The organism is Haloarcula hispanica ATCC 33960 (assembly GCF_000223905.1).
GTDB lineage: Archaea > Halobacteriota > Halobacteria > Halobacteriales > Haloarculaceae > Haloarcula > Haloarcula hispanica.
In genome coordinates this window covers 2293395-2306890 of the sequence record NC_015948.1, presented here as the reverse complement: position 1 = coordinate 2306890, position 13496 = coordinate 2293395, and the positions used below count along the sequence as shown (strand labels likewise).

The window sequence follows — 13496 nt, the reverse complement described above, 5'->3', positions numbered from 1 at the left end:
AAAACATTCCGGTATTGTCATGGAGACCACCGATACACGTCACGAAACCCACGTTTGTGCATTAGTCGCATGACCATTCATATAATAGCTGCCGGGTATTTTTGACTGATTTCCCACAACCCGGTTATAATCGTATACAACTGGTAGCGTCACCGCCGCCACGTCCCTCTCTACTCGAACGTCTCAACGACAGTGGGCAGACACCCTTCGCCAGGCTCGTAGTATGAATTGTGGTCCGCAACGGTTTCTGTTACATCGTGCTCGGTGTAGTTCTCGGGGGCGTCATCGGGACTCTGCACACCCGTTTCACCGACCGCTTCCGCCCACTCGGCAGCACTGAATGCAGTCCCCAGCACCGCGTCGTCGTCCTTGTGGAAGTTGTCGAAGGACGTGGTGGCGTACTCGATGGACTCGCCGTATGCCTCGTCGAGCTCAACGACGGATTCACCGATAGCGCCACCCAGTAACGTCACCGACTCGACTGCGTCTTCGCGTCCACGCTCGTGAAGCGACGCCATCGTTTCAACAGCCACCTTTGCGCCGAGCGAATGTCCGATTACCCGGACTGGAAGCCCACCGCTGTCGTTGTGGTCGGCAACCCACTGTGCGAGCTTCGGACCGTTCTGTTTGGCGATGGCGACACCCTCGCTCCAGCCGATGCCGTCGCCCTTATCGGCATCCCAGGTGAACCCCACGGTGAACTGGTCGTACTCGTTCTCTTCAAGCCCGATCTGGCAGGTGTAGGCGGCGTTTCTGGCATCCGTCTCTCCGAGACTCCAGCCGTGGACGAAGATGACGAGTTCCGTATCGTCGCTGGCCCGGGTCGACTCCCAATCCCCCACTGTTTCGTACTCTGTCTCTGTATACTCGGACTTCAGTTCAGCGTCGTCAGTGAACTGATCACGCGTCGAAACGAGTGGGAACTCCGCTGGAGCTGTGTACTCTCCGTCATCACCGCCGAACTTGCCGCCCCGTACAGCGCCACTCGTACCGAGTGCTGCTACCGATGCCACAGCACCGGTCGAGGCCTTGAGGAAACTGCGTCGCGTTTGCCTGCCCAGTTCGCTCGATTGTATGCTACGTTGAAACATAGCAGAACTGCGTAGTTTTCCGTATTGTATAATATTAACTATTATAATTAACGTTGTTGGTGAAAGGGCCCTTATTTATAATATTAGTAAAGAAATACGCCGCTCTGGAGACTGGTAGCTACAGTAGCCACTGAAAATCAATGCACACCGGATCGCAGGACGGCAGTGTGATCAGTGTGGACATCGTTTCAATTGTTACTCTAGAAGAGCAATCTCAGTAGAGTGCTGTTGTACTGTCCCGAGTATTACCAGCGCAATCCCAGTAGCGACGGAGTGCTATTTCGGGGCGCGTCAGAATGCGCTCAGTCGTTTGTTTCCGGTTCGATAGCGTCGGCGGACTGGGACTCCTCGACGGCCGTCGTCAGTGAGACGTTGAGCCAGGCCATCGATGCGACGCCGCCGATGATGGTGACGACGTTCTTGACCGCATGGTCGACGATAGCGACGCCGATAGCCGCGGCGACGCCGACCGGCGTCAGGGACGCGACGATGACGGTGAACGCACCCTCGTAGAGGCCGACACCGCCGGGCGTCAGCGGCAGGACCTTTGCGAGGTTCCCGACGCTGACCGCGAAGAAGCCAACGGCCACCAGCGACGGCGTCAGGCTGTATCCGAAGGCCGCGAAGACGATCAGGGCCGTTATCACGTCGAACGTCCAAATGAGGAGGCTTCCGATGCCGACACGGGTGAAGGCCGACCCGTCGGCAGCCACCGTCTGTACGTCGCCGACGAACCCTTCGATGACGCCGGCGACGTAGTCGGCGTAGGAGTCGCTGCTCAGCCGCCCGATGACCGCCCGGACGAAGTTCCGGTCGCTCCGGGCACTGGCGACGATAGCCACCACCGCCCCGATCGCCGCGAGGCCGACGCCGCTGGCCACGGCCACGGCAGTTCGCCCGCTGCTGGCCGCGTCGCCGCCGACGGTATCACCAGTCAGCGCGGTCAGCAACTGCTCGGCCGACCCCGTTACAGCCAGCCCGATCATGACGACGCCGGCAAGCAGCGTGATCGTCAGCAGGTCGAACACGCGCTCGACGGCCAGCGACGCGAACCCGGAGGGGTACGGAATCGAACGCCGGGCCTTGATGACGTACGCCCGAACCGCATCACCGGCCCGCGCCGGAAACACGAGATTCCCGGTCTGGCTGATAAATATTGCACCCGTCAGGAAGCCCCACCGCTCCCGATACCCCATCGAGACGAGGATGTCCCGGTAGCGAATACCCCGGAGCGGCCACGAGACGGCATAGACGACGGCGCTCAGCGCGACGATTTCCGGCGCTGCGCCCGCCATCTCCGCGAGCACGCGGTCGGGGTCGAGATACTGCGTCATCAACAGGAGTGCGACGACGACCAGCATCGTCCCCGCGCCGAGCGACACCTCGCGTGTAATCCGGGGGCTAACCGACAGTTCCCAGAAGGTCCGGAGTATCTGACTGCCCATGCCAAACACGTCCCGGACGATGTCGACCTTCGAATCGCCCTTCGGCGTCCAGTCGACGGGGAACTCCTTCACCCGATAGCCGTTGCGCTGGGCCTTCACGAGCAGTTCCGTGTCCCAGAACCAGTGCTCGTCCTGAACGATGGGTAACAGCGTTTCCAGTGCCTGCCGGTCGAACGACTTGAACCCGCACTGATGGTCCTTAAGATCCGAGCGGAGGACCGTCCGAACGAGCGTGTTATAGCCGAAGCTCGGAATGCCACGCTTTGCGGGCCGGTCGGCTCGGTTTTCGGGCATCCACCGTGACCCCGTCGCCACGTCGTAGCCGTCGATTCGGACGGCGTTGACCAGTTCTTCGAGATGCGACATATCCGTCGCCAGATCGGTATCGAAATACACCAGTGTGTCGCCGTCGGCCTGGTCGAAGGCGTACTCTAACGCGCCGCCGCGTCCGAGGCGGTCGTCGCTGTGGACGTGTCGGATCCGACTGTCCTCGTTCGCGAGTCGCGTCGCGATTTCGGGTGTGCGGTCCGAGCAGCCGTCCTCCGCGACGATGACTTCGTACGCGTCTTCGGGGAGAAACGAGGCGAGCGTCTCCAGCGTTATCGAGACCGTCTGCTCGATGGTGTCTGCCTCGTTGTAGGCAGGGAGAACGACGCTCACCTCGACCGCAGTCATACGCTCTTGGTCATCCCCGGAGTGAAAAGTACTTTCCGTTCGGTATGCTTTCGGGACCAAACCGGCTGTTAGTCAGCGCCTTCCTGCGACTGGGTGGTTGCGAACCGCTCGATTGACGCGACGTCGATATCTCCGACCGACTCGTAGGGTCTGTTTACCACCACGTCGCCGGCGGTGCTCCGGCCGATACCGGGAATCGCGGTGAGTTCGTTCATCGACGCGCTGTTGAGATCAAGTGGGTAGGGAACGCCGGTGACCGACCGATAGCCGTGGTCGGTGACTGCGATGTCGACGACGCTGCCGAGTTCGCGCTCGCCAGGGATGCCCACGAGGAGCGGGTAGGTCCCAAGTTGTCGGCCGAACGTCTTGCCGTCCTGATGATACTCCAGATGCACGTCGGGGAGTACCGTCCCCGGTGGTGCGACCCGCTGGAGCATCGGGTTATCGATGGTCTCACGGACCTCCTGTTTGTACTGCTTGAACAGTTGTTTGTGGTCCTTAGCGATTTCTGCGCCGGTGTCGGCCATGTCGGTCCCCTCGAAGGCCATCACCTGCCGGATGTTCACCCGCCGGAGCATGAGCCCCTCGTCGTACACCCGCTGGAGGAACCGCTTGTTGTGCTCGAAGGTCTCCCGCGTCTCGCCTTTCAGCCCGTGGACGAGATTGATACCGGGCAGGAGTTTGGGGAGCCGCCGAGCGGCGTCGTCGCCAAAGTTGGGGGCAGTGTCTTTATCTCCTCCGGGTCGCCAGCCAGCCACCTCGTTGACGATTTTCACCGCCTCGAAACACTGGTCGGCGGTGACGTTGAGGTTGTTGTCGCTCATCACGTTCGGGTCGGCCGACTCCAGGCCGAACGCGGCGGTGTCGCCGGGCGTGTTGTGCTCGGCGATGATGCGAATCCCCTCGCGAGCCTTCTCGGGCCACTTCACAACCGTGATGGGATTCATATTGTCGAGATGCAGCGTCTCAAGGTCCGGCGCAACGTCGCGGATACCGCCGTAGAGCCGCCGCAGGGCGTCGGGATTCGGTGCCTCACCGTCACCGCCGTAGGCCAGGATATCGGCCTGCCGGCCCAGTCGGAAGTGCTTCACGCCGCGGTCCGAGAGGGCATCGACTTCATCGACAACACTCTCGGGCGGCCGGAAGTCCGGGTTGCCGTACATCGGCTCCGTACAGAAGGAACACCGGTACGGACAGCCCCGGGAAGTCTCCATCTCGCAGATGAGGTAGTCAGGGTGGTTCGGATGCTGTTCGACAACGAACGCGCCGGCGCGGGCCCACCGTGTCTCCTCTTCGATGTCACGGTACCGGTCGTTGAACCCCTCCAGGCCGGAGTCCACGAGGTCGAACACTGCGGCCTCGACGTCCGCCATCGCCAGGAAGTCGAAATCGAGGTCGTCGCGGGCCGTCTCGCTCGCGCCCTCGTTGGCCTCGCCGACGCCGAATCGGACCGGACCGCCCATGATGGAAGTCCCGTCGGCCGTCCACGCGAGTTCCCGTACCTCGTCGGGTTCGGCCGGCGTCCCACCGACGTACTTGCCGGGGACGGTCATCCCGCCGACGTACACCATGAGGTCGGCGGCCTCAACGTCTCGCCAGACTGCGTTGTCCTCCCGGAGTTCGTCGATAGTGTGATACGTTATCTGCTTGCGGGGGACGCCGGCATCGACGAGCGCGCCGGCGGCGTACCGCGGGTACGTCGAGATGTACGGCGGCACCCCGAAGTGTGCGGGCTCGTCGACGTAGCCGTCGACGATGGTCACGTCGAGCGTCTCGGGGTCAGTCATACCCCTCGCTTGACGTTCGATGCCTAAAACCGTGTCTGGTCGGCCGTGGAAACAGGAACGGTCATGTGCGAGCTAAAGAGGGCGTAGTCAGCACCACGGCCACCCATGGTACAAAATCACTTTCTCCCAGCCCGTGCCATGGATGTGTATGGAACGGGTCGAATTTACGGTCCGTGGCGAAGGGGCCAGCACGCTGCCCAGAGCGTTCCACGATATCGCCGAAGATTCCCGCGAGCTGTATGACGGCAACGGGTTCGTTGTGGCGGTTACGGAGAACCACTACCGCATGGAACTCACTGAGGTACAGGCGACGACCGTGCTGGAGCTAATAGATGAGACAACTTGCGAGGTGACGATCATCGCGGGCGGCGGTGGATCCGGACTGACAGCCAATACGAGCGGTCGTGAATCCGAGGAAGCCCGAAAGGTCAGGCGGCGGCTCGAAACGTTCTGTGAAGACCGTGATCTCACTGTCGAACGGGTGTAGGCTGGCAGCACTTCTGGAGGGGATGATGCAGTGACAGAATCACCCGGGGGCAGACGAACTCAGTCGTCCGCGACAGCGGATGACGTAGCTGAATCAGTTTGCTTGGACCCGTCGTACCGACCACCGAACAGCGTTGTCGCAAACAGGATCAGCGGCGAGAGGAACGCGAAGAAGTAGTACGGGGCGTAGGCAAGCGTTCCGACTCCGAAGACTGCGGACATATAGACGGCACCGGCGTGCCACGGGAAGAGCGCGCCGGTCGGGGTTCCGGCGGACTCGATAGCCTGTGAGAGGTCGTCGCTGGCCAGACCGTACTCGTCATAGAGGTTCCGTAGTGTGAGTCCGGGGACGACGATGCTCATGTACTGCTGGGCCGAGAAGGCGTTGACGAAGATGGCCGAAACGCCGGTCCCGACGACTAAGCTGCGCGGGCCGCGGACAGCAGTTGCGAGATGGTGTGCGAGCACGGCGAGGACGCCGGTCCGCTCAAGGAGCCCACCGAGACTGAGAGCCGCGACGACGACGGCAATCGTCCAGGCCGACCCCGAGATGCCACCGCTTGCCAGCAGGTCGTTCACGAGGTCCATCCCCGTTTCAGGGGCCGTCCCGTCGAGAAAGACGGTCCAGGCGGCAGTGAACGACCGGCCCTGAACGAAGATGGTCGTGAAGGTCCCGGCAAAGACCCCGGCGACCAGCGTCGGGAGCGCGGGGATCCCGTACAGCGCCAGCCCGAAGGTGACGACGAGCGGGAGAAGTACCAGCACCGAGAGGTCGTAGCTGCCCGCGAGTGCGCCCTGTATCTCGGCGACGCGCCCGTCCGGGATTTCACCGACAGTACGCAGCCCCAGCGCAGCGTAGAGCAGGACTGAGAGGCCAAACGCCAGGACGGTCCCGTTGCGCATCGCCCGGATGTGGTCGTAGAGGTCGGTGTTCGTCACGGCGGCCGCGAGGTTCGTCGTATCCGAGAGGGGGGACTGTTTGTCGCCCGCGTAGGCACCCGAGAGGATGGCACCGGCAGTCATCGGTGTTGGCACGCCGAGACCGGAGCCGATGCCGATGAAGGCCACGCCGAGGGTGCCAGCCGTCGTCCAGGACGATCCGATGGAGAACGCGACGACCATCGCAAGCAGCGCTGTCGCCGGCAGGAACACGTCCGGTGTCAGTATCGAGAGCCCGTAGTACATCAGCCCGGGAATAGTCCCCGCGCTGACCCACGTCGCGATGAGCCCGTAGATAACGAACAGAATGAGAATAGCCTGCAGTCCCATCAGCAGACTGTCCGCGAGCCCCTCGTAGAGGTCGTCCCACGAGTAGCCGAGCCAGTATTTCCCGACTGCGCCAGTCAGCACGATGCTCCAGAGCAACGGCCCGTGTGGGGCCAGCTTCAGATACCCGGACCCGATGCCGAGGAACAGAACGACACCGAGTACGGGGACCAACGCTTGGAGTACCCCGGGACGGCGCTCCGACGGGATGTCCTCGTACGTCAGCGGTTCGAGAGTGAGTGATGTCACGCTTACGCCGACCTAATAACTCATATGTATTAAAAAGAGCGATAATATCTCTGTAGTGCATATGAGAAAGTATCTCTTTCGAAGGCACTGTTATCAAGTACCACTATCACAGACGCAAAGCGGGACTAATGTGCACTTAGTATGCGTCCCTCCAGCGGCTCACGCTGGTTGGTGTGGACCGGGCTTAACGGGCTACTCAATGGGTTCTCGACGGTACTAGGGCATCTCGGCGCTGCTGACCCAGTACCGGCGGCGGCCGAACAGACGCAGTCTCAGTTGTCGGCGCTGACCGTTCGGTCGTCGGCCTGGGCGTGCCAGAGATCGGCGTAATCGCCGTCGGCCGCGAGCAGGTCAGCGTGGCTACCCCGTTCGACGATTTCCCCGTCGTCCATCACGACAATACGGTCCGCGTCCTGAATTGTCGAGAGGCGGTGGGCGATGACGAAGGCGGTGCGGTCCGCGACCAACTGTTCGATGCTCTCCTGAATCCGGTCTTCCGTCTCCGTGTCCACGTCGCTGGTCGCCTCGTCGAAGATGATGATCTCGGGGTCGTTCAGCAGAGCGCGAGCGATGGCGACCCGCTGCCGCTGGCCGCCCGAGAGTTTGATGCCCCGCTCGCCGATCTGCGTGTCGTACCCATCCAGCAAGTCTTGAATGAACTCGTGGGCCTGTGCGGCTTTCGCCGCATCGCGGACACGGTCGCGTGCGGTCTCCCAGCCGACCTCTTCGGTCTCCTCGTCCAACTGTTCGGCGTCGAGTACCTCGTGGTCGCCGTAGGCGATGTTCTCGGCGACGGTCCCCGAGAACAGGTACGGCTGTTGTTCGACGATGGCGATTTCGCCCCTGAGGCTCTGGAGGCCGTACTCGCGCACGTCGACGCCATCCACCCGGACCGCACCAGCATCCACGTCGTGGAACCGCGGCACCAGTTTCAGCAAGGTCGATTTGCCGGCTCCGGTCGCCCCAGCAAGGCCGATTGTCGCGCCATCGGGCACGTCAAGCGACACGTCGCGGACGACCGGCGGTTCGTCACCGTAGCCGAACGTCACGTCGTCGAACTCGACCGACCCGTCGATGTTGTCGGGTTCGTACGGGTCTGCGGGGTCGGTGACTTCGGGGTCCTGACCCAGCAGCCCGAACACGCGCTCGGCGCTGGACTTGGCGAGCTGGTACTTGTTTGCGGAGCGCCCGATTCGGCGCATCGGCGAGTACAGCCGGCGGATATACAGGAAAAACAGGGCAAACGCCCCGGTCGACAGCGCCGCTTCGCTCTCGGGAGCCGTGATGAAGTCCATCCCGGCGACGTACAGAATCAGGACGAACGCGATACCAGTAAGCAGTCGCAGGCCGGCGAAAAAGGCCCGGCGGATACGCAGGGCGGCTACCTTCTGGTCGTGATACTCCTGGCTCTGGTCGGTCACCCGCTTGCGCTCGAAGTCGTAGCGGTCGAACGCTTTGATGACTGGCGCGCCGCTGAGGTTGTTCTCTAACCGGGTGTTGAGCCGGGACACTGTCTGGCGGATGGAGCGGTATTTCGGCTCGATCCAGGTGAGGAAGAAGCCGCTGGCGATGCCGATGAGTGGCACCGGGCCGAGCGCGATGAGCGCCAGTTTCGGAGAGTACCGATAGAGGATGACCGCGATACCGCCGACGGTCGCCACCACCCGAATCATCTGGCGGAACTCCGTGTTGAGGAACGATTCCAGCCGGTTGATGTCGCTGTTGAGTATCGACATCATCCCGCCGGTCTGGTGGTTCGCAAAGAAGGACAGCGAGAGGTGTTGCAGGTGGTCGTAGGTGTCGTTCCGGAGGTCCCGCTGTATCTTCTGGGCGCTCGACTGGAGGAGATATCTGGAGGCAAAGCGCGTCGCCGACCGAAGGAGATAGGCGATGGCTGCGATGGCGACCAGCCGCTGGAGGAACGCGATACGGGCGGCTTCGCCCGTGATTTGGCCGGGCGGCAACAGGCCGGCATCCGTCAGCAGCCCCGGCTCGCCGCTGCTGAGGACGACACGGTCGATGGCCGCGGCGACGATTATCGGCGGCACGAGGCGGGCGAACCGGGTACAGAACGCCGCCAGAATGCCGACGAGCAGACGGAGCCAGTAGGGGGTGGCGTAGCCGACGAGGTTGACCATCGGGTGGCCGTCGACGTTCTCGCGGACGCCCTCGAAGCCGCCCTGGTCGTCAGGCATAGACGCTAGTTGGTCCGGAAACTGATATATGCCGGGCTTCGACCCGGAGACGGTGACTTCACTGCGTCGTCAAACGTAGATACAGCCTTCACTGTCGGGACCCGAGACGGGCGGTCCGGCACCGTCGGCCAGCCGGCCCGCCGAAACCACGGCGGCCAGCGAGTCCAGCGCGTCGTGGTTCCCGAGGTAGGTGTCGCGGTGATCGCCGACCGTAACGCTACAGGCTTCGACCGCTGCGACGTTTGCCTCTCGGCGCTGCCGGGGGTCATCGACGTTCTTGTACCCCTCGCGGTAGCAGCCCAGCCAGCCGAACGTCGCCGCGGGGTACACCTCCGCGACCAGCGTGTCGGCATCCCAGCCCTGCATCGGCACGACGGCTGTCGCGTCGTCGTCTCGCAGTTTTCCGAGTACGTCCCGGACGCCGTAGAAGGTCATACTGCGCGTCCGATTCGTGTAGGGACACAGCGCCCCGCGGCGGAAATCCGTCTCCCGGCGCAGGTCCCGGTTGCCGGTCGCCATCTCCGCGGTGTGCCGGCACGCCTCTGAGAGTGACCCCGGGTCAGTCGGGCCGCTACCGCTCGCAAGCCAGTCGACGAAGCCGTCCCAGGTCCCCCCGCACTGCGCGTCAAGCAGCGCCTGTGGCAGACTGAACGGGAAATCCAGCCCGACAGCGCCCACATCATCGTCGGTGATGCGATCGAAAAGGCCAGCGTGAGCCGCTTCACGGTCCCGGCCCCATTCGTCCGTCCCGCGGTAGCACCGTTGAATCGTCAGCCCGTCTTCCGTCGGGATCGCCTCGGTGACCCAGAGCGCGTCGCCAGCGGTCGCTGCGCCGCTGAAATCCACCCCGAGGACGCGTTTACTCATACACCCGAGTACGCCGGTGACGGTATCAATGTTGGGACTGGCACGAACGGGGTGGCCCCTTCCCCGTCCGTAAGGGGTTTGTCCCCGACGGACCAACGGAATAGTATGCCAGCCACTATGGAGGTCGTCTGCACGGACGACAGCTGCGAACTCGACATGTTCGAGATGCACTACACGTACGATATGCCGGACGATGTCGAACTCGCGGCGTTCTCCTGTCCGTACTGTGGCGGGACGGACTGTCTCGACGAAGTGGAACTATGATGCGGGACATCGGCTCCTCGATCAGCGACGCGATCTTCGAGAACATCGGCCGGGCCGCCGGCCGGGTGCAGGAGAACAAGCCGCTGGCCTCGGACCTGCTGGAGTCGGACGACGCCTACCTCGTCGTCTTCGACGCGCCCGGCACGACGGCGTCGGACATTCAGGTCCGGTACGTCGACGACCGCGTGGAGGTCCGCATCGACCGCTTCCGTGACTTCTACGAGGGCTTCGAGATGCGCTACCCCGGCCGCGGGCTCGCGCTCGACGGAAGCGTCACCCTGCCGAGCGACGCCGCTGTCGACCCGGAGACGGCCCAGGCCACACTCAAGAGCAACGGCACGCTCCACGTCCGCGTCCCGAAGGCTGAGCCTGGGCACGACGAGGACGCGGCAACGGATGTGGGCGTTGAAACCGACGACAGCGGGACTGACGGGGGAACCGAAGCGGATGCAAATACCGATGTCGAAGGCGAAGCCGAATCAGCTGACGAGGGCGAAGACGACTCCTGATTGGAGCGTATACACTTTCTCACAGCGCATTTACTCGTCCCAGTCACGCGTCGGGTCGTCCAGCGCGGCGAACTCTTCGGAGCCGTCGAACCGCGTTGGGTCGACCCGGTCGGGCAAATGCTCGGAGAGCGGATTCGGGCGATTGAGAACGTCTGCGGCGAGATAGTCGCCCATCGCTGGCGCGCGCATGAGCCCGTGGCCCTGCCAGCCGGTCGCCACCCAGAGCCCGTCGGCGACCTGCCCGGCCAGCGGCGCGCCGTCTGGCGTCGCTGTACACAGACCAGACCAGGCTCGGTCACAAGCCGGCGAGAGCGCCGTTGACTGCTCGACACGGTCGAGGCTCCGAGTGACGAACTCGGCGTCAGCCTCCGGGTTCCACTCCGTCGGGTCGACCTCGTGTGCGCCGTCGCCGACCAGCAGCGCGTCGGCTTTCGACCGCCAGTAGAACTCACGCGTCGCGTCGTAGAACGATGGCAACGCGGCGTCGACCGGCTCGGTCACGAGCGCCTGCGCCCGGTAAGCTTTCAGCGCAAGCGAGACGCCGATGTCGGCAACGAGTGGCTTCGTCTGTGGGCCGGCCGCGACCACTACCGCGTCGAACGTCCGCGTTTCGTCCGGCGTTTCGACGGTCGTCGGCGACGCGAGCGAGACCGGGGTTTCCGTTTCGATGGTCGAGCCCGCTTCGCGGGCTGTTTCGGCGAGCGTGGCTACCACAGCGTCCGGGTCGAGCACGCCGGCGTCGCTGGCGAGGCCGGCCACCTCGATGCCGCTCGTGTCCAGCGCCGGGTAGCGGTCGCCGAGTTCCGCCGGCGTGAGCGCTTCGACCGCGACGCCGTTTCGCTGCATCCCCGCGATCTGCTCGCGGACGGCCGCGGCGTCGCTCTCGTCTCGTGCGACCCAGACGTAGGGCTGGGGCTCGAACAGGTCCAGGTCGCGGTAGCGAGTGATCGCGTCCGCGGCGACGGCCGCGTCCACGTCGTCGGCGAAGGCGTCGTAGCAGAGGCCGGCGGCGCGGCCGCTCGCACCGCTGCCCAGTTCATCGCGTTCGAACACCGTGACCGACGCGCCGTGACGGCCCAGCGTCAGTGCGGTCGACAGACCGACGGCCCCGCCGCCGACGACGGCGACGTTCATTTACGAGAGGAAGGGGTCAAGCCCACGCGCCGGATAGCCGACAATTGTGTCGACGCCGATGTCGTGGAGTCGCTCGGTTCGCTCGGCGACTGTCTCGACGGAGCCGACGAGCGCGTAGTCGCGGATGGCCTGTTTGAGTACGTCTCTGGCCCGACCCGTCGCTCGGCTGTCCGTCGGCGCACCGTCAGGCAGCGCGTTCCGGACCGGACCGCGCCGGGCCGCGTAGTCGCCGACGGCGTCCAGCATCGCGTCCTCGCTGTTCGAGAGCACCAGCGGGGCGTAGACGGCAATCGATCCCTCGAAGCCGGCCGTCCGGAGCGTCCGCACGTCGCGGGCCGTCGTCCGGGAGAGGAGTTCGTACTGCGTGCCCCCGACCGCCAGCGCGAGGCGTTCGATGCCCTCGGTGCCGACCCAGGGGTCGCTGGCGTCGTCGACGGCCGCCCGCAACCGCGGTGCGACGGCCCGTTCGGCCTCGTCCTCCGAGAGATACGCGCTGTGGCCGGCGACCAGTACGTGTCCCGCACCGGCCGGCAGCGCGTCGAACCCGCTGTCGTCTCCCAGCGGATCGAAGCCGTCGGCCCGGACTGGCGTGGTGACGCGTACGTCGGCGGTCGATGCCAGTCGCTCGATAATGTCCGGTTCTGGGACGTGGGCCGCCCCCTCGTAGTCAATTGCGAGCGTCTCGATGTCGAGGTCTGTCGCCCGCGACACGTCCACTTCTGTCGGCTTGAGCGCCACCGCGTCGATGCCGGCGGCCGCCAGTGTCGCACCGGTAAGCGTGGTCATCCAGTACGCGATCAACGTCTCGGGGTCGCAAAATCCTGTCGCTCTCGGCCCTACCACAACCCACTCTGTGTCACTCAGCTTCGTCGCGCACGCTCGGCGGGAGGTCGTCGTCCGGCTCCATGTAGCGGTCCGGCTCGGGCGGCATCCGCCAGTCGGTTGCGAGTTCGAGCAACTGGACGAGCATCCGAGCCGTCGCGCCCCAGACGGTGTAGCCGTCGACGTAGAAGAAGTGGAGCCGTATCTCGCCGTAGTGGGGATGGTCGCGGTGTTCGGACTCGTAGTTGTCCAGGTCCGTCAGCTCCGACACCGGCAGGGGGACGATCTCGGCGACTTCCTCGTCCGAGGGCAGATAGTCGCGGTCCGGGATCCGGCCGACGAACGGGCGCACGGAGTAGCGCGTGATGGTCCTGATGTCGTCCAGCCGGCCGACGACGTTGACTGCCAGCGGGTCGAGTCCGATCTCCTCGTTGGCCTCCCGGAGCGCCGTCCGCAGCAGGTCCTCGTCTTCGGGTTCGCGGCCGCCGCCGGGGAACGACATCTGCCCGGGGTGGTCAGACAGGTGGTCAGCGCGTTTCGTGAACAGTATCGCCTCGCCCTCGGGTCGCGTGACCACCGGGGCGATGACGGCGGCCTCCTGTGGCTCGTCGTCCACGACGACTGGCTCGTGGGCCGCGACCCGGTCGAACTGCATAGCACATCGTAGGTACCCGAGCGTCTTAATTCGGGTGGCTCACTCCTGCGA

At 64.2% G+C, this 13496-nt stretch carries 12 protein-coding genes; 3 read left to right on the top strand and 9 right to left on the bottom strand.

Translation table 11 applies throughout. The features are described 5' to 3' along the window. Positions 1–170: 170 nt before the first annotated feature. From HAH_RS11585 to HAH_RS11575, 3 genes are all read right to left on the bottom strand, one after another. Positions 171–1013 carry a DUF726 domain-containing protein gene (locus HAH_RS11585; protein ID WP_014041082.1) on the bottom strand — a complete coding sequence of 281 codons (843 nt, stop codon included), beginning with the start codon at positions 1011–1013 and terminating at the stop codon, positions 171–173. Between the two features lie 380 nt (positions 1014–1393). Then, on the bottom strand, positions 1394–3211 hold the full coding sequence (locus HAH_RS11580) for a flippase-like domain-containing protein (protein ID WP_014041081.1): 1818 nt from the start codon (positions 3209–3211) through the stop codon (positions 1394–1396). 68 nt (positions 3212–3279) lie between these two features. After that, a complete protein-coding gene (locus tag HAH_RS11575; RefSeq protein WP_014041080.1) occupies positions 3280–4998 on the bottom strand; it encodes a radical SAM protein in 1719 nt (572 codons plus the stop codon). A 148-nt stretch (positions 4999–5146) separates the two neighbouring features. On the opposite strand from HAH_RS11575, the gene HAH_RS11570 reads away from it, so the two are divergent. Next, complete coding sequence (locus HAH_RS11570; protein WP_044951986.1) at positions 5147–5485, top strand: hypothetical protein; 339 nt, start codon at positions 5147–5149, stop codon at positions 5483–5485. Positions 5486–5544: 59 nt separating this feature from the next. Here HAH_RS11570 and arcD read toward each other — a convergent pair whose 3' ends face one another. The 3 genes from arcD to HAH_RS11555 all read right to left on the bottom strand — a co-directional run bounded on the left by arcD (position 5545) and on the right by HAH_RS11555 (position 10061). Then, positions 5545–6999 (bottom strand): arginine/ornithine antiporter ArcD, encoded by a 1455-nt coding sequence (gene arcD, locus HAH_RS11565; RefSeq protein ID WP_014041078.1) that lies wholly within the window; start codon positions 6997–6999, stop codon positions 5545–5547. 272 nt (positions 7000–7271) lie between these two features. Beyond that, positions 7272–9194: an ABC transporter ATP-binding protein gene (locus HAH_RS11560; protein WP_014041077.1), complete on the bottom strand. Its 1923-nt coding sequence runs from the start codon at positions 9192–9194 to the stop codon at positions 7272–7274. A 69-nt stretch (positions 9195–9263) separates the two neighbouring features. After that, the gene (locus tag HAH_RS11555) at positions 9264–10061 is read right to left on the bottom strand and encodes a DUF429 domain-containing protein (RefSeq protein WP_014041076.1); all 798 of its coding nucleotides are present in this window, start codon (positions 10059–10061) and stop codon (positions 9264–9266) included. Between the two features lie 105 nt (positions 10062–10166). Here HAH_RS11555 and HAH_RS19990 point away from each other — a divergent pair, with 105 nt between their 5' ends. Together HAH_RS19990 and HAH_RS11550 are read left to right on the top strand one after the other, a co-directional pair. Beyond that, a complete protein-coding gene (locus HAH_RS19990) occupies positions 10167–10325 on the top strand; it encodes a DUF7559 family protein (protein WP_004517194.1) in 159 nt (52 codons plus the stop codon). Beyond that, positions 10322–10834 carry an Hsp20/alpha crystallin family protein gene (locus HAH_RS11550; protein WP_014041074.1) on the top strand — a complete coding sequence of 171 codons (513 nt, stop codon included), beginning with the start codon at positions 10322–10324 and terminating at the stop codon, positions 10832–10834. Before HAH_RS19990 ends, HAH_RS11550 begins: the two co-directional genes overlap by 4 nt. Positions 10835–10864: 30 nt before the next feature. On the opposite strand, the gene HAH_RS11545 is transcribed toward HAH_RS11550, so the two are convergent. The 3 genes from HAH_RS11545 to HAH_RS11535 form a co-directional block, all read right to left on the bottom strand. After that, positions 10865–11968 (bottom strand): NAD(P)/FAD-dependent oxidoreductase, encoded by a 1104-nt coding sequence (locus HAH_RS11545; protein WP_014041073.1) that lies wholly within the window; start codon positions 11966–11968, stop codon positions 10865–10867. Further along, positions 11969–12754: a DUF7388 family protein gene (locus HAH_RS11540; protein WP_014041072.1), complete on the bottom strand. Its 786-nt coding sequence runs from the start codon at positions 12752–12754 to the stop codon at positions 11969–11971. 70 nt (positions 12755–12824) lie between these two features. Next, a complete protein-coding gene (locus HAH_RS11535; RefSeq protein WP_014041071.1) occupies positions 12825–13445 on the bottom strand; it encodes an NUDIX hydrolase in 621 nt (206 codons plus the stop codon). Between the last annotated feature and the right edge of the window lie 51 nt (positions 13446–13496).